Annotated in this window: 20 protein-coding genes and 1 other RNA gene; 8 read left to right on the forward strand and 13 right to left on the reverse strand. The window is 51.3% G+C overall.

What is annotated here, in order from left to right:
• The first annotated feature begins 156 nt into the window (after window positions 1–156).
• The 3 genes from priL to TK_RS08970 are packed head-to-tail and all read left to right on the forward strand — an operon-like array spanning window position 157 to window position 3,234.
• Entirely contained in the window at window positions 157–1,359 is a 1,203-nt protein-coding gene (gene priL / locus TK_RS08960) for a DNA primase large subunit PriL (RefSeq protein ID WP_011250741.1), read from the forward strand.
• Window positions 1,352–2,392, forward strand: a complete 1,041-nt coding sequence (gene priS / locus TK_RS08965) for a DNA primase catalytic subunit PriS (RefSeq protein WP_011250742.1) — start codon at window positions 1,352–1,354, stop codon at window positions 2,390–2,392. The genes priL and priS overlap by 8 nt, the downstream gene beginning before the upstream one ends.
• Window positions 2,389–3,234: a DMT family transporter gene (locus TK_RS08970; protein WP_011250743.1), complete on the forward strand. Its 846-nt coding sequence runs from the start codon at window positions 2,389–2,391 to the stop codon at window positions 3,232–3,234. Before priS ends, TK_RS08970 begins: the two co-directional genes overlap by 4 nt.
• A 1-nt stretch (window position 3,235) precedes the next feature.
• Here TK_RS08970 and rnpB read toward each other — a convergent pair.
• From rnpB to TK_RS08985, 4 genes are all read right to left on the reverse strand, one after another.
• An RNA gene (gene rnpB, locus TK_RS11710) (RNase P RNA component) lies at window positions 3,236–3,557 on the reverse strand.
• Window positions 3,558–3,595: 38 nt separating this feature from the next.
• On the reverse strand, window positions 3,596–5,230 hold the full coding sequence (locus TK_RS08975; RefSeq protein WP_143598712.1) for a hypothetical protein: 1,635 nt from the start codon (window positions 5,228–5,230) through the stop codon (window positions 3,596–3,598).
• A gap of 33 nt (window positions 5,231–5,263) precedes the next feature.
• On the reverse strand, window positions 5,264–5,545 hold the full coding sequence (locus TK_RS08980) for a hypothetical protein (protein WP_232500576.1): 282 nt from the start codon (window positions 5,543–5,545) through the stop codon (window positions 5,264–5,266).
• Complete coding sequence (locus tag TK_RS08985; protein ID WP_011250746.1) at window positions 5,545–5,952, reverse strand: DUF61 family protein; 408 nt, start codon at window positions 5,950–5,952, stop codon at window positions 5,545–5,547. The genes TK_RS08980 and TK_RS08985 overlap by 1 nt, the downstream gene beginning before the upstream one ends.
• 221 nt (window positions 5,953–6,173) lie before the next feature.
• Between TK_RS08985 and glnA the strand changes: the two genes are divergently transcribed.
• Window positions 6,174–7,505: a type I glutamate--ammonia ligase gene (glnA, locus tag TK_RS08990; protein WP_011250747.1), complete on the forward strand. Its 1,332-nt coding sequence runs from the start codon at window positions 6,174–6,176 to the stop codon at window positions 7,503–7,505.
• On the opposite strand, the gene TK_RS08995 is transcribed toward glnA, so the two are convergent.
• The 8 genes from TK_RS08995 to TK_RS09030 form a co-directional block, all read right to left on the reverse strand.
• Complete coding sequence (locus TK_RS08995) at window positions 7,496–8,359, reverse strand: DMT family transporter (RefSeq protein WP_011250748.1); 864 nt, start codon at window positions 8,357–8,359, stop codon at window positions 7,496–7,498. The genes glnA and TK_RS08995 overlap by 10 nt on opposite strands.
• 9 nt (window positions 8,360–8,368) lie before the next feature.
• The gene (locus tag TK_RS09000; RefSeq protein ID WP_011250749.1) at window positions 8,369–9,133 is read right to left on the reverse strand and encodes an NAD+ synthase; all 765 of its coding nucleotides are present in this window, start codon (window positions 9,131–9,133) and stop codon (window positions 8,369–8,371) included.
• Window positions 9,120–9,635, reverse strand: coding sequence for a hypothetical protein (locus tag TK_RS09005; RefSeq protein ID WP_143598713.1), 516 nt, complete (start codon window positions 9,633–9,635; stop codon window positions 9,120–9,122). Before TK_RS09005 ends, TK_RS09000 begins: the two co-directional genes overlap by 14 nt.
• Window positions 9,636–9,669: 34 nt before the next feature.
• The gene (locus tag TK_RS09010; protein ID WP_011250751.1) at window positions 9,670–10,677 is read right to left on the reverse strand and encodes an ABC transporter ATP-binding protein; all 1,008 of its coding nucleotides are present in this window, start codon (window positions 10,675–10,677) and stop codon (window positions 9,670–9,672) included.
• 10 nt (window positions 10,678–10,687) lie between these two features.
• The gene (locus tag TK_RS09015; RefSeq protein WP_011250752.1) at window positions 10,688–11,647 is read right to left on the reverse strand and encodes an ABC transporter ATP-binding protein; all 960 of its coding nucleotides are present in this window, start codon (window positions 11,645–11,647) and stop codon (window positions 10,688–10,690) included.
• Between the two features lie 11 nt (window positions 11,648–11,658).
• Complete coding sequence (locus TK_RS09020) at window positions 11,659–13,080, reverse strand: ABC transporter permease (protein ID WP_011250753.1); 1,422 nt, start codon at window positions 13,078–13,080, stop codon at window positions 11,659–11,661.
• 11 nt (window positions 13,081–13,091) lie between these two features.
• A complete protein-coding gene (locus TK_RS09025; RefSeq protein WP_011250754.1) occupies window positions 13,092–14,141 on the reverse strand; it encodes an ABC transporter permease in 1,050 nt (349 codons plus the stop codon).
• A 180-nt stretch (window positions 14,142–14,321) separates the two neighbouring features.
• Window positions 14,322–16,769, reverse strand: coding sequence for an ABC transporter substrate-binding protein (locus TK_RS09030; protein WP_011250755.1), 2,448 nt, complete (start codon window positions 16,767–16,769; stop codon window positions 14,322–14,324).
• Between the two features lie 340 nt (window positions 16,770–17,109).
• On the opposite strand from TK_RS09030, the gene TK_RS09035 reads away from it, so the two are divergent.
• From TK_RS09035 to TK_RS09050, 4 genes are all read left to right on the forward strand, one after another.
• Window positions 17,110–18,339: a dihydroorotase gene (locus TK_RS09035; RefSeq protein WP_011250756.1), complete on the forward strand. Its 1,230-nt coding sequence runs from the start codon at window positions 17,110–17,112 to the stop codon at window positions 18,337–18,339.
• Entirely contained in the window at window positions 18,317–19,018 is a 702-nt protein-coding gene (locus TK_RS09040; RefSeq protein ID WP_011250757.1) for a dihydroorotate dehydrogenase electron transfer subunit, read from the forward strand. Before TK_RS09035 ends, TK_RS09040 begins: the two co-directional genes overlap by 23 nt.
• A gap of 47 nt (window positions 19,019–19,065) precedes the next feature.
• Window positions 19,066–19,974: a radical SAM protein gene (locus TK_RS09045; protein ID WP_011250758.1), complete on the forward strand. Its 909-nt coding sequence runs from the start codon at window positions 19,066–19,068 to the stop codon at window positions 19,972–19,974.
• A 102-nt stretch (window positions 19,975–20,076) separates the two neighbouring features.
• On the forward strand, window positions 20,077–20,733 hold the full coding sequence (locus TK_RS09050; protein ID WP_143598714.1) for a hypothetical protein: 657 nt from the start codon (window positions 20,077–20,079) through the stop codon (window positions 20,731–20,733).
• On the opposite strand, the gene TK_RS09055 is transcribed toward TK_RS09050, so the two are convergent.
• On the reverse strand, window positions 20,720–22,681 hold the full coding sequence (locus TK_RS09055) for an alpha-amylase/4-alpha-glucanotransferase domain-containing protein (protein WP_011250760.1): 1,962 nt from the start codon (window positions 22,679–22,681) through the stop codon (window positions 20,720–20,722). The two genes, TK_RS09050 and TK_RS09055, sit on opposite strands and share 14 nt — an antisense overlap.
• Window positions 22,682–22,715: the final 34 nt, after the last annotated feature.

Genomic DNA, 22,715 nt, shown 5'->3' on the forward strand with positions numbered 1-22,715 from the left:
TCGCTAACTGCTAGGTATTAGAAACTATCACAATATAAAACTTTTGGATGTTCAGACACCATAGGGAATTTTATTGTCTTCACAGTACATTATTGTGCACCTCCCAAAAAGGAAACCGTTTTATTGTTGATTATGTCACCCATATTAGGTGGGAGTATGCTCGACCCCTTTGGAAAAAGAGCGGAGAGCCTCATAAGGGAAGAATTTGGGGACCTGCTGGCCCTTCTGGAGCGGGTACCCTCCGCCATTTCAGTTGAGGAACCGATAAGTCTAGTAAGCTGGATGCTTGAATCAGAAAATCCACCGCAAGAACTTGTTGAGGTAGACAACCTAGAGGAACTCCGTGATCTGTTCAAGTTTTATGCTCTCCTCGGAGCGGCTTCCATATCTCCCTACGGGCTTGAGGCCGAGGTCGTCAAGAGGGCTACCCTGCGGCTGTATTCCGAGAGAATAAAGGCCTCTAAAAATCTCAGTGAAACCATGTTGCCCGTTGTCCCCGTGGGAGAAAATGAAATTCCCCATAATGACCTGAACATCCTTGAAAGGAGAATGGACAGGAATTTATCCCCCGAGGAAAAGGAGAAGCTGAAAATAAAATACAAGATACCCATAAAGGACCTTCTAAACCTGTGGGGGAGCTCTCTGAAGGAGGTGTATATAAGAAACGGATACGCCTACCTCAGATGGGAAACCGCCCTGAAGATGTGGGAAAAAGCCTTTGAGAAAAGGTTCGAGAGGGCCGTTAACATCCTCTACGAGTACAGGGATGAACTCCCAGAATTCTACCACAGGCTCAGGGAGAAACTCGAAGAAATAGCTGAGGAGTACTTCAAAGAGAGGGGAGAGATGTTCAAGGGGACTGCATCACCGCTAAGGTTCGACCTCTTCCCCCCGTGCGTTAAGGAAGCGCTCAAGGGAGTGCCCGCGGGCATGAGAAACTACGCCATAACCGTGCTTCTGACGAGTTTCCTCAGCTACGCAAGAATCTGTCCTAATCCACCCAAAAAAGACGTCAGGATAAAAGACTGCATTAACGACCTCAAGATCATCGAAGAGGAGATACTGCCGGTCATAATAGAGGCCGGAAACCGCTGTAAACCGCCGCTCTTCGAAGACCAGCCTCATGAGATAAAGAACATCTGGTACCACCTCGGCTTTGGTCTGACCGACAGCCCAACAATGGAGGACAGCGGAAACTCAACGTGGTACTTTCCCCCAAACTGCGACAAGATCCGGGCAAACGCACCCCAGCTGTGCAAACCGGACAAGTACTGCCGCGGAATAAAGAACCCGTTGAGCTACTACCTCAAGAGGCTCTACCTTGAGGGAAAAAAGAAGGAAGGTGAGACCAGTGAGTAAGCTGTTGAGGGAAGTAACGCCCGAAGAAAGGAGGCTCTACTACTCAGGGGAATGGGACGCCAAGAAGCTGCCAGAGTTCATAGTGGAGAGCATTGAACGGAGAGAATTCGGCTTTGACCACACGGGTGAGGGTCCAAGTGACAGAAAGAACGCATTCTCAGACGTCAGAGACCTCGAGGATTACATAAGGGCGACCGCTCCATATGCCGCGTATTCCAGCGTTGCCTTTTACAGGAATCCACAGGAAATGGAAGGCTGGCTCGGCGCTGAACTCGTCTTTGACATAGATGCCAAAGACCTTCCGCTCAGACGCTGCCAGAACGAGCATCCCTCCGGCCAGGTGTGCCCAATCTGCCTCGAAGATGCAAAGGAGCTCGCCAGAGATACACTGATCATTCTAAAGGAGGACTTCGGGTTTGAGAATATCCACGTGGTATACTCCGGCAGGGGATACCACATCAGGGTGATCGATGAGTGGGCGCTCAAGCTCGACTCCAAAGCCCGCGAGAGGATACTCTCCTACGTCAGCGCGGCAGAGGAGGTAACTTTTGACGACATCCAGAAGAGGTACATAATGCTGTCAAGCGGCTATTTCAGGGTTTTCAGGCTGAGGTTCGGGTACTTTATCCAGAGAATAAACGAAAACCACCTCAAAAACATTGGGCTTAAGAGATCAACGGCCGAAAAGCTCCTTGATGAAAAGACCAGACAGGATATCGTTGAAAAGTTCGTCAACAAAGGCTTGCTTGCCGCATTTCCAGAGGGCGTTGGATACAGGACGTTGCTGAGACTGTTCGGGCTCTCAACGACGTTTTCAAAGGCTTATTTCGATGGTAGGGTCACAGTTGACCTGAAGAGAATACTCCGCCTTCCCTCAACTCTCCACTCCAAAGTTGGGCTGGTCGCGACTTACATCGGAAGCGATGAAAAGAGACTTGAAAAGTTCGACCCCTTTAAGGATGCAGTGCCAGAGTTCAGAAAAGAGGAAGTGCAAAAAGCTTATCAAGAATGGAAGGAGCTACATGAGGGATGAACGGAAGGGCAAAAGTAGTAGTTTCCATGCTCATATGGGGCAGTGTTGGAATATTCGGAAGATTATCCGGCCTAAGTGGTCTTGGAGTCGCTTTTGCCAGGGTTTTCCTGGGTGCTTTGGTTCTGTTTATGGTTATTGGGTTAACCAGAATGGAGTTGCTAAGGGAGCTCCCCATGATTTTCCGAAGCAACTGGAAACCGCTGCTTGGCCTTGGTACAGCCCTGGCTCTCAACTGGGCGTTCCTGTTCACGGCCTTCAACTACACAACCATAGCAAATGCCGTAATGGTATATTACATCGCACCCATTCTTGCCACTCTCATGTCCTGGCGTTTTCTTGGGGAAACTATAGACAGGAAAACGCTGAGCCTTATCATTCTAGCATTTTTAGGCCTCATCCTGATAATGAGCGGTCAGGAGATAAGTTTCGAAAACAGGGACTTCGTTGGAATCCTGCTCGCGTTCACGGCGGCGTTCTTCTACGCTATGATACCCAATCTCGGGAGGTTCTTGAAGGAAGTTGACGGAAAAATCTTAACGCTCAGCCAGCTGGGAATTGCTTCTTTCGTCCTCCTCCCCTTTGTCCTCCTCCAAGACGTTGGAAAGCCAGTCTGGTGGACGGTTCTTGTACTCGTGCTCATCCATACGGTTTTCGCGCTGTTTCTTTACATGGAGGGCCTCAAGGAAGTGGAAGTGAAGGACGCGGCTCTTTTGAGCTATCTTGACCCGGCGAGTGCTGTAGTTTATGCCTTCCTCGTCTTTGGTGAAGTGCCTGGAACGAGAACGGTAATCGGTGGAGTGCTTATACTTCTTGCCTCGGCTTTGGATGCTCTGAGAAGATGAGGCGAGGGGGCCGTAGCCCGCCTTCTGTATCAAGGGGGCATTCGACTGAGCGGCCTACCACGGGGCTCACACCGGGAACTCATCGCCCCTCCCTCGGCCTTGCACCCCGCGGGACGGCCGTTTCACCGCATCCCCCCGGGTCGTCTGCGGGTTAGCTCGGGCACCGTCGCCGGGCCCTTCACCGCTTTCATCCCCATATCCGGGGGGCCGTGTCGTTTCTGCGCCGTTGCCCGGCCTCTCGGCCGGTGCCTTGCGGCACCGCGGCCCCGGTGCGGTGGGCGGAACTTCCTCGGGAGTACCCCGAGAGCCCCCGACCCCCTCGCCTGAAGAACGTTAAAAGGGTGGAAATAAAAAGGTTTGGTCACCTTTTCTTCGGAAGCGATTTAAAGCTCTTGAATTTTGGCGGTTTGGGCCTCTTGAACCTTCCTAGGGGAGAACGGCGCTTTGGATTTGGTCTCTTTTTCCTTTTGCTCTTCGAGCTGAACTCCCGTTGCCACACGACCCAGATAAATGAGGCAACAAGAATAATAACCAAAAGAACTGCCGCCCAAAACGCGCTGCCGCGGGTAGAGGAGGTTTCTTCAACAGATGAACTCGATTCTGGAGTTGGAGTAGTGCTGGTGATGGGTTTGGATGACGTTGTGGTAGTGGGAGTGTTTGTTTCTTCAGGCGCAGGAAAGACCCAAACCCCAGAATATGAAGAGGTGTACTCAAGAACCTTCAGTGTGAAATTGTATGCAACGTACCCAGCGGTATCTAGCGGAATGGTAAGAACTACCAACCCGCTTCCTGGCGGTATATCAACAATAGTAGAACCTGAGTAAGAAACTGTTCCATCAATTGTTACATTGTAGAGAAGAACTCCCGATTTTTTTGAATCTGAATTATACGTCCGAATGTTGAACACTATTCCCTTCTCATCTCTGACAACACTGACGTTCGCAATGCTTGGAGGACTCAGAACAGTGTAATGAACTTCGCCACCCCCAATACCGACACCAAAGAGGTACACCTGGTATCTAAGTGTATAGTTCCCCGGAATCTCAGTCAGCAACGGAACTCTAACGACCTGGGTACCTTCCGCCGCAGTTACTGGGATAGTCGTATTTTTCACAAACCGATTCTCATTATAATAACTTGCAACGAGGGTTAGATTTGCATTTCTCACGGACATCAGAGTTATGTACAGATGTCCAATGTCATTTAAATAGAGATGATCTTTTTCAAGGGAGACGGAAACTACCGAAACACCAAGAAGAACCTTAAACTTCCTTAGCCGTGAGACTGAAGTAGTGGAGCACCTGACAGCAAGCTCAACCGTGTACTCCCCCTCGGAATACTTTGAGTCAATAGGAATCTCAAAAACCAGCGATGAATAGCCTGGAGCAACGACCATGCTTTTGGACACGGAATAGAGCTCTTTAACACCCTTAACTGAAAGACTGACATTGATGCTTACATTTTTGTGACCCAGATTGGATATTGGGGAATAGACTACTAAAGAATCCCCTATGAAGACTGTCCCGTCTTCAGGCTGAATACTCAATTGTCCAACGCTTATTGGGACCGAAAGAACTTCCAGGGGAACTGCTACAACGAACGTCCTCAAACTGCCGGAAGGGAGAGTCGCAAGAAAACGAAGCTTCAAACTGTAGTTTCCAGCGGGAACCTGCTCGGAGCAATTTATATAGTATGAAAATTCAACGACCTCATCTCTGTTCCAGCCCCCAAGAATTAATGGGGTAACCGTTACGTTGATACCCTCAACCTGACTGCCGTTCTGAGACTCAACCCAGAGAGCACGAAGGTATGTCCGCCCATAGGCCACCCCGGTTGGATTCATAATCGGTATTACACCCTTAGAATAGTCACCGGAAACAACGATTATACGCACGTCGGAAGAAGACTCGGAGAGCACAGGGGAAACATAAGGGATAATGAGTATAGCAATGACCACCAGTGAAATTATAGACGCCTTAATGGTCATGACAATCACCTGGGATTATTAGAGGCTTTTTAATATAAAACATTAGCGCACGTTTAACAAAATTAAAACGCCTCCGCCAACGAGGAATAGTGTTATACTGAGAAAAATCTTGTAGAGGGGAGATTTTGAGAAATGGTCTTTAACTACTGCCGCTAAGATCATCAAAATAGTACCATACACAAGAGAGAATATCCCAGCGGCTACCTCTGGTCTCACTTTAAGCACCAGCAGGACTCCCAGCAATGCCCCAGCGAGGACAGTGGCGTGCGGCACGGTGAACATAAGGTACCTGAGAAAAACCTTCTCCTCTTCGTCCATGGCCATCACTCCATTATGAACGCGTAGGTGGTCGTCGTTGGGAGGATTCTCCTTATCCTAGGAAGGAGATACCTGGGATACCTGCCCTCCGATTTCTCTTCTAACGGATCGAACTGCCCAAGGATGGTTTCTATTACCTTCACTTCAATCTTTCCCCTAACCCTGAAGTAACCCCTATCCACAGTGCTAATCTCCAGGATTATCGGTAGTTTGAGCTTCTCTCGTTCATCATCCTCAAGGATGTCGGATAGGTATTCAAGCTCAGACGACCTAAAATAGTGCATGCTTCCGTCCCGTAGGATGACGTACCCGTCCCCATTTCTAAGGGCTTCGTTAAGGCTTACCCTCTGCCTCGGCAGATGAAGGTTGACTCTCATTATTTCTTTGTTCAGCAGGTCTTCGGCCGTGGGCATGTTTGAGGATAAGGGCGACATCCTCAAAAACGTTGGTTAACATTTAAATGTTAAACACTTGGCATTTTTTCAATTGTTATTGACATCCCAACGTAAAAAGTGGAGCCGCGGGAGTTCATTTTGTCATCGTGACAAGCAATCATCAGAAAAAGTTAAATTTGAAAGAACAACCATTAAACTGTGTTAATATTGGACTAATGTTCACAAAATAGGTGATAAAAATGAACGAAATTAAGGGAATTGAGAGGGCGGTACAAGTCGAAGTCCCAAGGCCGAGGTTCCTTCTGCTGGCATTCACGGATATCAACGGGTCGCTAAAGGGCATGGAAATACCAATGGAGCGCTATGAGGAGGCAGTTGAGGATGGGGTATCCTTCGACGGTTCCTCGATACCTGGATTCGAAGGAATAGAAGACAGCGACCTTATATTCAAGGCGGATCCCAGCACCTACGCCGAAATACCGTGGGAGGGCATTGGAAGAGTCTACGGTTACATCTATAAAGGAGATGAACCCTACCAAGCCGATCCCAGGGGGATTCTGAAGAGAGTCCTTGAAAGGCTGGAGAAGGAAGGACTAAAAGCTCACATCGGCCCCGAGCCAGAGTTCTACATCTTCAAGAAGAACGGCACATGGGAACTTCATATCCCCGACAGCGGCGGATATTTTGACCTGGTTGGCTTGGACAAAGCCAGGGAGATAAGAAGGGAGATTGCACTCTACATGCCGTATCTCGGCCTAAAGCCCGAGGTTCTGCACCATGAGGTCGGGAAGGCCCAGCACGAAATAGATTTCCGCTACGACGAAGCCCTTAGAACCGCCGACAACATAGTAAGCTTCAAGCACGTCGTTAAAGCGGTGGCAGAGCTCCACGGCTACTACGCCACATTCATGCCCAAACCCATCTACGGCTTTCCCGGTAACGGAATGCACCTCCACATAAGCCTGTGGAAAGACGGTGAGAACGTTTTCATTGGAGAAGACGGCCTGAGCGACACGGCGCTACACTTCATCGGGGGAATCCTTAAGCATGCTAAGGCCCTTGCAGCCCTTACCAACCCAACCGTCAACAGCTACAAGAGGCTCGTGCCGGGTTATGAAGCACCGGTTTACATCAGCTGGGGTTATAGAAACAGGAGCGCCCTCATCAGAGTACCAGCTTTCAAGGGAAGTGGTGCGAGAATAGAGTACCGCTGTCCAGACCCGAGTGCAAACCCCTACCTCGCCCTCGCTGGAATTCTTATGGTAGGACTGGACGGAATAAAGAAGAAGGTCGAGCCAGACTCGTACGTCGAGACCAACGTTTACGAGATGGACGATGCCGAGAGAGAAAGACTAGGAATAGATACCCTCCCAGGAAGCCTTGGAGAGGCACTGGAGGAGCTGAAGAAAGATAAGACAGTCAGAGAAGCACTCGGCGGAGCCTACAAGAACTTCATCGATTACAAGGAGAGGGAGTGGGAAGAATACATTGAATACCTGAGCTCAAGGGATATCCCAATTGACACCAAGAAGGTTACGGAGTGGGAGCTTGAGAGGTACTTCTACGTTTGATGGGCTCCCTCAGGCCCTTCTTTTTCTCCCATGTGCACTACGATGGAACCCCCTATTATGAGCGCCGCACCGAGTAGCTGAACCAGACTTAACTTCTCCCCGAAGAGGAGGAAAGCCAGAAAAATCGCCACGACGGGCTCCACAGTTGCCACTATACTGGCCCTGCTAACTTCCACCTCTTTGAGGGCGTGGTTGTAGAGAACGTAGCCAAGAAACGTCGGAAAGAGTGCCAGGGCAAAGAGGTAGGGGATTGCTCCAGTGGGTACACTAAAATCTGAGAAGGGGGCGAGGAATATCATACCAAACAGCAGTGTGTAGAAGAGCGCCTTTTCAGGCTCTTCTTTCCTAACCGCGAACTTGGCCAGGATGCCGTAGAGGGCATAAGTAAAGCCCGAAAGGAGACCAAAGACCAGGGCTTTGGTCGAGAATGAAGCACCAGATCCGTTAACAAAAAGCACACCAAGGGTGACCATAACCAGCGCCGTTAACTTCTCTTTCGTTATTTTTTCGTTGAAGATCAGCCTGCCGAGGATTATTGAGTACATAGGCGCGGTATAAAGCAAGAGGACGGCGAAGGAAACGGAGGATATCGTAACGGTGTAAAAGTAGAGGGTGTAGAACAGAAAGATGCTGAAGAAGCCGTAGAGGGCGTAGAACCTGAGCCTCGAGCGCTCGATTGAAAAGCCGATACCCTTCAGCTTGATATATGCACCGAGGAGAAGAAGGGCAAAAACGACGCGGTAGAAGACCATCGTAAATGGCGTCAGCCCAAAGCCATCCAAGTACTTGGCGAAGATGCCGAGTGTCCCCCACATCGAAGCTGCCAGAAAAACAAAAAGGTAGCCCTTCTTCATGATTTCACCTCAAAACTCCGGCCCCACAGGAAGCCTCCGCTTGTGCTCGCTCCTCCTTACAAGGCCCTCAACGTATTCGACCTTCTCGACGCTTATTCCAAGCTCCTCTACTATCTTCTCCTTCGGCATCTTGAGGTCAACGAGGCGCCAGAGTATCTCGTCAAGAAGGCGGTAGCTTATTCCCAGCTCATCCTCATCAGTCTGTCCTTCCCATAGGCCCGCCGTGGGCTTCTTCTGGATTATTCGTCCTGGTACGCCGAGCAGCTTTGCTATCTCCCAGACTTCGGTCTTGTAGAGGTTTATCAGCGGCGCGTAGTCGCTCGCCCCGTCGCCCCACTTCGTAAAGTAGCCAGTTAGAAACTCGCTCCTGTTGCTGGTCCCAAGGACGAGTCTGTTGAGCTGGTTTGCATGAGCGTACAGAAGAATCATCCTTGTTCTGGACATGATGTTTCCCAGAGAGCGTTTGTCTGGCTGAAAGCCGAGCTGAGAGACGAAAGACTCAACGATCGGTTTGATGTTTATGACCTCGTAGTCTATCCCGAGGCTTTCGCAGACGAGCTTTGCATCTTCGACGTCGTTGTTCTCGTAGTAGGGCATTATGAGGCCCAGAACATTTTCTGTTCCAACCGCCTTCGCAGCAAGGTAAGCAGCTGTCGCACTGTCAATCCCGCCGCTTATCCCAATCACAAACCCACCACTGCCACTCTCTTCGAGCTTTTCTGAAAGGAAGCTGGTTATAGTCTCAATGGCGGCACGATAGTCAAGGGCTCTCATTTTTTGCATCCCCCTTCTGCTTCTTCATATCTTCCTTCAGGGTCTCAAGGAAGCTGATATATCCCCTAAACGCAAACACACCGCCAATTATCATCAAAAAGAACGCGGGATAAGTAAGGTACGAATAGGGGTAGTCGAACCAGTAGACCACATACTCATACTCCAGATCCCCATCGAGAACCGTTATTTGGGGCGCTGATTGAACGTCCACGCTAACGTTTCCATTATTTAAAACGTACTCAAGGTCTTCTCCACCAAGGGACAGAAGCACTGACGCATTATCAGACCACATCACTAGGGTTCGATTAACGACATCGTAGGAGTACAAATTCCCCTCCTCGATTGTATGGTTACCCGGGCCAAGAACACCATGCCATTCGCTTTTTTCCAGGGTTCTATAAGATGCCGCAAACGACATGATGAGAGCGAGGAACAGCAAAATCAGACCGGCTAGTATTGGGGGGTAAGTTATACCTTTTTTGAATGTAGTCACGAGCCTCACCGAGAAGGAATAATGAAGAAGATATAAAAAGATTTCAATACTTGCCAACGAGGTGGCACTCGGCGAAGTGGTTGTGCTCGTACTCTATGAGCTGCGGCTGTTTGGCATCACAGAGGCCCTTCTGAGCGTAGATACACCTCGGGTGGAAGCGGCATCCCGGCGGTATGTTGACGGCGCTCGGAACCTCACCCTTGATCGGCAGTTCCTTGATGACGTTTCTCCTCTCCGGCTTTGGTTCGGGAACCGCTGCCAACAAGGCCCTGGTGTACGGATGAAGCGGGTTGTCAATGACCTTCTCGGCTGGGCCCATTTCGACGATTCTTCCGAGGTACATCACCGCCATCCAGTCGGCGAAGTACCTTGCAGTTGACATATCGTGCGTGATGTAGAGGTAGGTGACGCCAGTCTTCTCCTTGAGTTCCTTCATGAGCTCAAGAACCTCTGCACGGATCGAAACGTCGAGCATCGAGACTGGCTCATCTGCAACGATAAAGGTCGGATTCAGTATTAGTGCACGGGCGATTGCAACACGCTGCCTCTGACCACCGGAAAGCATGTGCGGGAACCTTCCGACGTAGTCCTCAGGCGGGGTTATCTTAACCATCTCGAGGGCTTTGTATATCAACTCCTCGCGCTCTGCCCTAGTTTCGCCGATGCCATGGATTAGGAGGGGCTCTTCAAGAACATCGAAGATCCTGAACCTTGGATTCATTGAACTAAATGGATCCTGGAATATCATCTGAACCTTTCTCCTGTACGCCAGGATTTCTTCCTTGGTCTTGATGTCAGTAACGTCCCTGCCCTCCAGGTATATCTTCCCATCGGTCGGTTCTAAGAGCTTTACGATGAGCTTTCCAGTTGTGGACTTACCACAGCCGCTCTCACCTACGAGTGCAAAGACTTGCTGTTTGTATATCTCAAAGCTCACTCCATCAACAGCGTGAACGAATCTCTGTGGGGCTCCCTTCAGGCTCTCAATGAAACCCCTCTTGATCGGGAAGTACTTTTTCAGGTTCTCAACTTTAAGTACCGGCTCCGCCATCTTTCACACCTCACAGCAGCCAGCATGCGGCATAGTGATCCTTATCAATCTCCTTCATTCCGGGCTCTTGCTCCCTACAAACGTCCATTGCATACGGGCACCTCGGGTGGAAGCGGCATCCCTTCGGCGGGTTGATGAGATTGGGCGGCTGACCTGGTATGAACTCGAGCCTGTCGACGTCCTCGTGGAGTCTTGGGATGGCTGCAAGGAGCTTCTGGGTATACGGATGGGCCGGCTCATAGTATATTTTCTCGCTGTCGCCGATCTCCACAATCTTACCGGCGTACATTATGGCAACACGGTCGCTAATCTCTGCGAGGATGCTGAGGTCGTGGGTAATGAATATCATAGAGAGACCGAGCTCCTTCTTCAGTTTCTTCATGAGGTTTATGATCTGAGCCTGAACTATAACGTCGAGTGCAGTGGTTGGCTCGTCAGCGATGACAACTGACGGGTTCATGAGGAGAGCCGTCGCAATTATAACGCGCTGCTTCATACCACCACTGAGCTCGTGGGGATAGCGGTAGACTATCTCTGGATCAAGACCGACGAGCTCAAGATACTTCTGTGCTACATCTAGGGCCTCCTCTTTCTCCATCCCCTTATGGTATATCAGCGGCTCTATCATCTGGTAGCCTACAGTGTACACTGGATTGAGGGCGTTCATTGCACCCTGGAATATCATTGAAATCTTCTGCCAGCGGATCTCCCTTCTCAACACATCCTCCGGGAGACCCACGATTTCCCTTCCATCGATCTTTATGCTCCCATCGACGATCTTGCCGGGAGGAGTGGGCATTCCCATAAGGGTAAAACCAAGGGAGGACTTGCCGCAACCGCTCTCACCGGCAAGTCCCAGCACCTCACCCTTCCTGAGCTCAAAGCTGATATCGTCAACTGCCCTGACAACTCCGCGGTTCGTGAAGTAGTACATTTTGAGGTTCTTAACTTCAAGGACAGTTTTTGCCATTGTCTATCACCTCACATCCTCCTCAACCTCGGATTGAGGACTCTATCGAGTGCCGTACCGATCATAACGAACGTGAAGCCCACGAGGGCTATCGCCAGTCCGGGCGGAAGAACCCACCACCAGTAACCGTTCGTTGCGGCTCCTGCGGCCTGAGCATCGTGGAGTATCTGTCCCCAAGTGACAGCAGTTGGGTCACCAAGACCAAGGAAGCTCAGGGAAGCCTCTGAAAGCACTGCACCCGGAACTCCAAGTGCCATGCTTGCGAAGGCGTAGGGGAGCAGCTGTGGCACCATGTGCTTGAAGATTATCCTGCCTGTGCTCGCACCTAGAACTCTGGCCGCCTCAACGTAAGTCTGCTCCTTGATCTGGAGGGCCATACTTCTCGCAACCCTGGCGACTCCAACCCATCCGAACACGACCAGCAGTAGTACTATCTGCCATAGCGAAATGTGGCCTCCAAAGTACGTACCCATAAGGATGAGGATCGGCAGGCTCGGGATTGAAGCCATGAACTCCTGGAATCTCATCATCATCTCATCCGTCCATCCACCAAAGTAGGCACTGGTAACCCCGTAGAATATACCAATGAGCACACTGAACACTGCAACGGACACACCTATGGCAAGGGAGACTCTTGAACCCCAGATGATACCCGCCAATAGGTCTCTGCCCTTGAAGTCAGTTCCAAGCCACCCGTAGGTTCTTCCAGTGAATATAATCTTCGCGTTGTCTAGGTCGACACTTGCATCTTTCGGAACATTAATTTCAAATATGAACGTGTAAGTCCCCTGGAGAGGCTCGGGCTTTTCAAGGATGTTCTCATTGAGCTTTCCAAAGATAACCCTTGTGGCATCCATGAGGGTCTTGTACTGGAACTCCTTGGTGGGATCAATTTGAATACCCTGGCTCTTAACCCACCTAATAAGGGCGTCCCTAACAGCGGGGTTAGTTCCAAGCTGGATTACCGTATTGCCCGAGAACTTGTAGTTCTGGAGGAGCACTACTTCCGTCCCATCGGGTCTCTTCACTTTAACGGTAAGGGTTGGCTTTCTAATACCCTCGGACTTACCGACAACATCTTTAAAGACTATGTCCTGGGGGGGAACGTCGTATTCATTATTGTACGGAATTTCAATAACGTATCCAGAGTCAGTCTGCTTCAAGTACTTCTGAAGTTCACTCCCCTCGAGGACGAGGTGGGGTGCCAGCTTCTGACTGGAGAAAACATTAACCCAAGTAGGCGGGACGTTCTTCGGGTTGTCAAGCCAGAACGTCTTCCATTTCTCTGGGATATCAGGGGAAGTAAGTATTGGTGCAGCCAATGCCGTGAATATCAAGAGGGCAAGCAGGAAGATACCGAGTAACCCAGTCTTCTGCCTCTTAAAGTCAGCCCAAAATTCAGACAAAGACTCCTTGAAGTCTACCCAGCGCATTGTTTCTCACCTCACACATTCTGGGATGCACCAACCTTGACTCTCGGGTCGAGGAAGCCGTACGTAAGGTCGGCGAGTATAACCCCCGCGAGGTAAAGAATAACGTTAACGAACGTAAGTCCCATGATAAGGTTCGTCTCGTTGGTCTCAAGGGCTATCCAGTAGACCCTACCCATGCCAGGCCACGTAAATACGCTCTCAGTGATTATTGCACCTCCCAGTGAACCGAGAAGGCTCATGATAATCATGGTCACGACAGGGGGAGCGGCGGCTCTAAGGGCATGCCCGTAGATTACCTTTCTCTCTGGAACACCCTTTGCCCTGGCAGCCATGATGAAGTCTTCCTGCATGGTACCGATCATGATGTTTCTTATAACCCATGCCCAGGCTCCAAAGGACACAAAGACTATTGTGGCAACCGGCAGGACCATGCGCTTCAGCATGTCAACTATGTGGGCCCATCCAGTCAGATTGGGGTCTGGGATCGACCTCGCCGGGAACCAGCCGAGCTCAAACGCGAAGATAAGGAGCATGATCATTCCAAACCACCACATTGGGATACTGCTGGTCACTAAGGCGAGAACTGAAAGGGCCCTATCAAAGGCACTCCCAACCTTCTGAGCAGCCTTAACACCCAGAAGGATTCCGAGGAAGATTATGATTATCTGCGCCGTTGTAAACAGCTGTATGGTTCTCGGTATGGCCCTCTTTAGGATTGCCTTAACGTCCCTCTCAGAACCGAAGACGGGGTTCCTAGTGTTTCCGAAGTCAAACGTTATAGTGCGCTTGAAGTAGTACATAACTCTCCATGCGTAAGACCGGTCAAGCTTATATTCGTGCCTATAATAAGCGATTCTCTCGGCCCTCCACTGATCGGGATTTTCCGGGGCTCTTCCCTGCTTCTGAAGGGCCTGGAATTCGGCGTTCACCTGCTCGATTATACGGTTCTGAAGGTCTTTCTCAGCGACTTTCACGAATAGGGCAGACATGACTAGAGTAACCAGCGTCAGGACGATCAGTGCATTCAATATTCTGATCAGCACGTACCTACCAAATCCCATGGAGTTCCCTCCTTAGCGGTTTTGGACGCCAGGACTCATTTTTAGTCATCGTCTTTTTCAGCTTTGTAAAGCTTCTTTATAAATATTTTGTGAATGTCCAATGAAGTTCAGAGAAAAGCCCATCACAGAGAAGGTGGAAATTTAAAGAGAAACTAAAAAGGGAAACTAAAGAGAGCCCCTTTACCTTCTCCTCCTGAGGAGGAGTGGCACGACTGCAAGGCCGACGAGGAATGCTGGACCGCAGATTCCACCGCCTTCCTCGCTGGTCTCAGTCGTTGTGGTCTGGGTCTCAGTCTCGGAGGTAGTCTGGGTGGAGGTCTCGGTCTCGGAGGTAGTAGTCGTGGTCTGGGTCTCAGTCTTAGTCTCGCCAACGGGGCGAGCACTCCTTATAGCCCAGTCAGAGGCAAGGCCCGCGACCGGGTCAACGAGCTTAATCTCGATATCCTTGCTGGCGGCGTAGAACTCCCAGTTCTCGTAGAGGAAGGTCCTGTAACCCTCGTATATTCCAATGGCAGTTCCGAGCCTGTTGAAGTCCCAGTACTTATCCTCACTGTCCATCTTAACGCCGTTGGCCTCGCCAGAGTATATTACAAGGGCGAAGTCATCAGCGGTCCAGTTGAGGAGCGGCTGAATCTTGTCAACGGTGTTGTAGTAGCTGAGTCCAAGGCTGTCGAGTCCAGCCTGAATGTCACCGTTGCCGAGGAACTTGAGAACCTCCTCAAGTGTAACCCTCTGGGTGTTCTCCGGAGTCCACTTCCAGCCAACGAGACCTGGGGCATACCAGTAGCTCGAGTAGTACTGGATGATCCTGGTCGTTGAGAACTTCACGTTGCTTGAGGAGACCCAACCCTCTGTGTAGAAGTTCCACTGGTAGGAGCTCGGGTCGCTGGTGTAGACCGTACCGCTAGCAGTCCTTCTGTCAACGATCTTAGCCTCAGCGTCAAAGCCGAGCTTCTTAAGGACTTCCTCAACTATGTAAGTGGCAACGTCCTTCCTCTCGTCCTCAACACGTCCGAGACCAACGACTTTTACCGGCTCTCCGTTGAAGTACCACTTGCCGTCGTCGCCCTTCTTGAGCTCATAGCCCATCTTGGCAAGCTCCTGAGCAGCCTCCTGCATGCCCTCCTCGAACAGCTTCATAGCGAGGTCTTCGTCAGACTGCTCGGTGAGGCCGAAGGCATCAACGACCGGCCTAACGTATTCAAAGCCGGTCTCGGTTGATGTCCACGGAGTGAACATCGGCCCGGCACTTCCCTGGAAGATGTTCTGGGTTATGTAAGCCCTGTTAACGAGGTACTGGATGGCGAACCTGACCTTCCTGACGGCGAACGGGTTGAAGTACTTCTTGTCACCAACGGTAATAACGTACGGGTTGTCCTGGTCGTGAACCGGGTTCCAGACGATGTCACCAAACGCTGAAGTGCTCCTGTAGAGCTTTATGTTGGCCCTCTGCTCGTCGCTCAGGCCAGTGAACCTGTAAGCCGCGAACGGGTACCAGAGAATGTCGTAGTGGCCGTTGGCAACTTCGAGGATTGCAGTGTCCTCGTTCTGGATACCGTAAACCTCAATGGTCTTGTAGTATGGATCAACCTGGTACTCCGGCTCGGCGAAGGCCGGGATGGTCCACTTGTCGAACTTCTTGATCCTAACGAAGAGGTTCTCTGGCTGGTACTCGTCAACGTAGTATGGACCCTGGCCGATAACGGCGTGATTGTGCTCGTCAATGAATTTGGCTATTGAGTCGTAAGCGGCGGTAGCGGCGTTCTCGTCCTCAATGTACGGCTTGAGGAACTCAGGAATCGGCTTGCTCTGTTTGAGCTCGAGAAGCTTCTCCTTTATGGCCTGAGCGTGGCTCGGGTTGATCTGGTCAAGCTGTTCAACGTCCTCGCTGGACTCACTCCAGGAGTACTTGGGGTTGTGGGCGACGAGCTCGCTCATCGCATACCAGAGCTGCCAGGGGGTTCCGGTGAACGGAACAACGTAAGCGGCAGTCATTATCTCGCTGGCCGGGAAGTAGTGGTTGTGGTAAACGTCGAAGACCATCCTGTCATCGGTCTGCTCGACGAGCTTGATACCGAGAATGGTGTTCATGTACTCGCCACTCCAGTCGGCCTCACTGGCGTCGTAGTATGGGTCGTCGTCGCCGTCCTGGGTGGTCCACTCCCAGCTCCAAGCAAGGCTGTACATCACATCGGCCGCGCTGAGCTTGTGGCCGTCGTGGAAGTACGGCCTGTCACACTCAATCCTAGCGTAGGTCTTAGCAGTTTCGCCGGCGTGAGCGGCAACCCATGTGTCCGTGGTTGAGTTAAAGATGACCGCATCCTCCGGAACGGTCACATCGGACTTGTAGTCAACAACGTGGCAGTGATACGGGTGCGGGACACCATCAATTCCATAGGGGATGCCGCTGTCGAAGACAAGGTCGGCAATCCTCCTGGAGTAGGTATCACTGTAACCTGAAGAACTCGGGTTCCAGACGCCCATGAACAGAGCGCCGCTTGAAGAGTATATGACTGTCTTCAGAACACTGTCGCTGTCTGCCGCAGCCACTGGCTTCACACTTGGCACCACGGCCAAGCTAAACAGCATCAGGCCCATAACGAACAGGCCTAGGACTTTCCTACTCATATTCCACTGCCTCCTTCAAATTTATAGCAGCATTTGCCATATACGGCGTGTAATGGCATGATGCTATACATTCGAGACCTATTTAAGGGTTACGTTAGAAACTTTGAGCGGATAGAAAAACGGGCTGAAAAAAGCCCCACAATCGCATATTTCGAACAAAGACGCTTTATAATATAATTGCGCCGCATATTTTCCATTAAAAGCATTTTCAAAACTCTGTAATTCAATCTACAGGCAAAAAGGAACTAAACTTCCTGAAGAAAACCAGAAAAAGGGTACGAACGGAGAAATCCGAGCAAAAAACTTAAAACTTGGGAAGGTTAAGCCCGCGTGGGCACTCATGCACGAGCTGGTTCTGTCCGGAAGGTTTGTACTGAACGGTGAGATAGTCGGGGGGAGCATCGGTATAGACAACGGCCTTATAACAGAAATCTCCAGGAGAGACATTAAAGGTGAAGAAGTCATAGCCTTCAAGAGCGAGATTATACTACCAGGATTGATAGACACCCACGTCCACCTGAGGGATTTCGAACAGAAGGAAAAGGAGACCGTGGAAAGCGGTACTAAGGCGGCCCTCCATGGGGGCATAACGGCGGTCTTTGACATGCCGAACACAAAGCCTCCCATCATGGACGTTAAAACTTTCGAAAAGAGGTTGAGTATCCTTGAGAAACACGCCTATTCAGACTACGCGGCAAGCTTTCTCCTCGCCGGAAACTGTGGGGAAGCATCCCGGGCGAGGGCGGATTTCTACAAGATATTCATGGGAGCCTCGACGGGGGGGATTTTCTCGGAGAACTTTGAAAGCGACTACTCATGCGCCCCTGGAATCGTCAGCGTTCATGCCGAAGACCCAGAGACCATAAGGGAAAACCCTGAGCGGCCTCCCGAGGCGGAAATTCGGGCAATAAAGAAAGCCCTGACTGCCGCTGAAAAGTTGAGGAAGCCCCTAAACGTATGCCACGTGTCAACCGTGGGTGGAATTGAGGCAATAATCAAAAAGAACCTCCCCTGGGTAAGCTTCGAGGTAACTCCCCATCATCTCTTTTTAACTTCAAAAGACTTTGAGAGGAACCCCTTGCTAAAGGTCTACCCGCCGCTGAGAAGTGAAGAGCACCGAAAAGCCCTCTGGGAAAACTTCTCCAGAATACCAATAATAGCAAGCGACCATGCCCCGCACACAATTGAGGACAAAGAAGCAGGCGCAGCGGGAATCCCCGGCCTGGAGACTGAGGTGGCGCTCCTTCTGGACGCCGCGAACAGGGGACTTATAACTGTATTTGACATCGTTGAGAAGATGCATGACAACCCCGTGAGGTTCTTTGGGATCAAAGGGCGCGATTTCTCACTGGGGAATGAAGCAACCTTCACGATAATTGACCCGAAGAAGGAGTGGAAAGTCAAGCCCGAGGAGTTCTACACAAAGGCGAAATGGAGCCCATGGGAAGGGAAAAAACTGAAGGGAAAGGTCGTGATGACCGTTATCAGGGGAATGGTCGTTATGGAAGGGGACGAAATCATTGAGGAGCCGAAGGGGGTAAGGCTGGATGTACAGGGTGGTAACCATTGAGGAAGTATGGGACGTGGCAAAGGACGTGAAGGCTTTCAGGTTCAACGAGAACATTGAGTTCGCACCCGGGCAGTTCATTATGGCCTGGCTTCCGGGTGTTGGAGAGAAGCCATTCAGCCTAGCATGGGAAGACATGATAGTCGTGAAGCGCGTGGGACCCTTCACGACCAAGCTGTTTGAGCTGAAAGAAGGGGACAGACTTTGGATCAGGGGGCCCTACGGCCATGGATTCATTAAGAGGGGCGAAAAAGTAGCCCTCGTCGGCGGGGGAATAGGGATTCCGCCCCTGTATGCTTTCGCAAAGAAGAACCAGGGGAAATTCAGGCAGATGACCCTTATATACGGCGCCCGCTCAAAGGACGAACTTTCTCTCCTAGACATTGAGAACTACGTGGACGATGCCGTAATAACGACTGACGACGGCTCCGCTGGGAGGAAGGGCTTTCCAACCGAAGTGCTCGCCGAGAGAAGGGAAGAGTTCGACCAGGTCTACGCCTGCGGCCCGGAGCCGATGCTGAAGGCCGTGCTGAAAGTAATGAACTACAAGAATGTCCAGATATCGGCGGAAAGGTATATGAAGTGCGGTATAGGTGTCTGCGGCTCCTGCAACCTCGGGAAATATCTCGTCTGCAGGGATGGGCCCGTCTTTGAGGGAGAAAAGCTCGTTGGACTTCTGTGACCAATTACCTTTTTAAACCCACTTTTTCTGCTCTTCCCGGTGAGAAGATGGGTATAAAAATGAGGTGGGAAGACTTTGCGAGGAGCATGGGTGTCGAGCCCCAGATACTCGAGAACAAAGAGGCGAGACTCCTAAAACAGTTCGTGATGGATTTGAAGTTTCCAACTCACTGCCAGGGCTGCCAGGGTCTTGATTTAAATAACCCTAATCCAGTTCACCATCCGAGCTATGAGCTGACTCCCGCATGCAACCACGACTGTATCTTCTGCTATTCAAACGTCGCAGTGAAGCTCGGGAAGGCACCGAAGCCGGGCTACTACGGGTGGGAAAACCCTTACGCGATAACCGTCTCCCAGTATGGAGAACCGCTGATAAGCCCGCGCATAGTCGAAGTTAACAGGATGCTCCGCGAGAAGTTTCCGAATGCGAGGTTAGACCTCCAGACCAACGGCTCCCTCCTGACCGAGGAGCTGTGGGCAAAGCTTGACTTTGACCTAGTCATGATAAGCCTCGACGCCGCGAGCAGAGAGAAGCACCTCAAGATTACAAACGCGGACACTTTCGAGGCTGTTGTCAACGCCCTCAGGATCGTTGGTTCGGACAAGTCCGTCCGCTCGGTTGTGAGGACCATCTTCATGCCGGGCATAAACGACGAGGACATACCGAAGATAGCGGAGCTCGCCGCTTCCCTCGGAATAGACGAGATGATGCTCCAGCCGCTAACCATTCACGAGCTTAACGTTGAGAGACTGAAGAAAGCCGGTCTGGACTTCGAGAGAGCAGAGAGCATAAGGGAGTTTCTCAAGGCGGCTATGGAAGCCAAAAAGCATATAGACGTGAGGATAAGCGGCTGCCAGCTTGCGATATACAGGACGATGGACCCATTGACGCTTTTCAGCGCGAAGAGAGTCGCTAGAGAAGTGGCACCTGTAGTTAAGAGGGAGAGGCTCCTGTGAGGGAGATGCGTTTCAGGATTGACCCTAAAACTCAGTCACCTTAGACTGTGAGCAACATCTATGGGCGAAAATTTATTTTCAGCACTCCTAAACATACAAGCGGTGGACTTAATGGACATCTGGACGCTGGTGGCGGTTTATATCTTGATATTCCTTTCCCTTGCGAACCTCTTCATCAAGCCAATCCTTTTTGCAAAGCGGATGGCTGGCAAAGTTTTGAAGAAGCTCCTCCGCGTCCGGGTTCCAGAGAATCAAAAGAAAGGTGTAGAGAGATTATATACCCCAATCTGGGTCATCATTGGCCTCTGGGCCTTTTTCAAGCTGAAGGATGCAAGCCTGCTCGGCGCGGTCTTCGGTCTTTTAGCCTTCCGGAGCGGGGCGAACATAACGAGGCTCCTGGTCTACTCCAGCCACGATGGAAAGATTCTCAAGGAGATGGCAGAGGGAAGGGTTTTGGGCATCCTTGAAAAAGCCGTCAGGATTTCTCTAATACTCGAAGCGGCGTTCCCATTTGCCATGTTGCTGGCGTACAAGACTCTAAGTGCTGTAACGATTTCGCACGGGAGCGTAGGAAAGTTCCTCCTGGAGCTTTGGGTCGCCGGGGCGATTTTCGGGCTGGTATTTGGATACTTGATAGCGAAGGACAACAGGGGTCTGCTCCTTGAAGACAGTGTTGAGGCTCTAACATTTATGATAGCACTGAAAGGGAAGCAGAAGGCGGAAAAGGCAAAGGAGAGAATAAAGTTCAGAGCTCCCTGAAGCGGAGTCTGAACCTGAGTTCTCCCTCGACAGGGAATAGAACGGTGTAGCTAACGCCCTGCTGGATGAAGTCCCACCCACTCTCACTCTGGCTGAGGGTCTTTATTGGGTACTTCCAGACTTTTGCCCTTCTGTCGAGCTCTATCTCGACCTTTCCGATGCCGTAGGGGTCGTTCACCTCGAACTTCTCTGCCTCGAACTCGGCCGGCTCCTCCATGACGCTGTGGACTGCCAGGTTGAGCTCGACGCCGAAGAGGGCTCTGGCATCGCTTCTGACGGTGTAGTCCACTATGAAACCGTCCTCGGTGAGCCTAACCGACTTTTCCACACGTGCTGGCCTCTTAGCAACGCTTCCATCGCGCTCAAGGGTTATTCCGTTCTCAATAAGGCTGAAGTTGTAAGCACCGGTGAGGAAGTCCCCAAGCTCGATGTAGCGGCTCAGCCTGTACTCATCGAGCGTCGTCTCTGGCTCAAGGAAGTGGTCCTGCAGAATTGCCCTTAGATGGCTGTCGTAGGCAAGCTCACGCCTTATCTCGTCGGGAATCTGCTTTCCAAGCTCGTGGATGCTGGCGACTCCTTCACCACCTTCTTCCGGTGTAGCGGCCTCTGGAACCTCGTGGTAGTGCTCCCAGCGCCTCGCGAGAACGTCATTGTAGTTGACCGCCTTTCTCTTGGAGGAGAGCTCGAAGAGGGCTCCGCCGTATGCTGGTTTGAAGACGGCGTAGAAGTTCTCGTTCTCGATGAAGACCTCGTCCCTGCCGTCGAAGTCGATGTCCCTCACGAAATTCCCCGTCTTAACGTGGCTCTGAGCCTTTATTATGTTCTCCCAGACAGCCCTGCGGAGGTGCGGGAGGTAGACACCGCCGAAGACGCCGTGCCAGTAGGCGTCGTTGCACTGGGCCCTGAGGATGAATTCCCTCGCCTCGGGGTTGTTTCTCACGGCCTTACTCACCATCAGCATGCGCTTGTGCATGTAGTTGCTCTCCGGGTACTTGAAGAAGAAGTTCTTCCAGATTCCGCCGCGGACGAAGACGCGATAGCGGTCGAACTTGTTCTCTTTCTTTAGCTCTTCGACGAACTCCACGAAGAGCTTGGCCTGCCTCGCCGGGAGGCTCCACTCGCTCATCTCGAAGTATGAAGCTATCGGGAGGTAAACCAGACCGCGCGGCCTGAACCTCTGGAGGTATTCAGAGTAGAGCATGAGGTTTATCCTCTCGTCGCTTGAAACCCTATCGAAGAACTCCCTGAGCCAGCCCTTCTCGTAGACCCACTCGTAGGTTCCGGGCCAGACCCCGAACTTCTCACCGTCATCGTGGAAGACCGCAACCTTGCTCTCATCACCATCATCGAGGGAGTGTAGGTATTCGAGGGTCTTATCAACGGGGCGGAAGGGGATCAAATACCTGAGCTTCTCGTCTATCGGGAAAACCGTTATGACTTCACCGCCATCCTCGGTGTAGTACGGCCAGAACAGCTCATCCTTTGAGAGGCCCGCGCTCATGAAGTGGTAGTCGTCAACTATGACGTAATCTATTCCAGCAGCGCGGAGGCTTTTCACGAGCTCCGGCTGCCAGACCCTCTCAGTGAGCCAGACGCCCCTCGCTTCGTAGCCGAGATTCCTGGCGAACTCCTTGAGCTTCTCGATCTGGACTATCCTATCTTCCTTCGGAATCGAGGCAAGAACGGGCTCGTAGAAGCCAGCCACCACTATCTCAAGCTGTCCCCTCTTGACGAGCGAGCGGAGCAAATCGAGGTGTTCTGGCTTGTTGTCGCGTATCCACTCAAGGAGCGGGCCGGAGTAATGAACGGCCACCTTCATGTTAGGGTACTCCTCAAGGGTCTCCATGAAGGGCCTATAGGACCTCTCGTAGGCGCTCTCCATAACCCATCCAAAGTTTCCAAGGGGCTGATGGTTGTGGATACCAAATATGAAGTTCACCATCTCCATCACCGACAAGCTTTGTTATCACTGGAGGTGATAT

Source organism: Thermococcus kodakarensis KOD1, from assembly GCF_000009965.1.
In the GTDB taxonomy this organism is placed as follows: Archaea; Methanobacteriota_B; Thermococci; order Thermococcales; family Thermococcaceae; genus Thermococcus; species Thermococcus kodakarensis.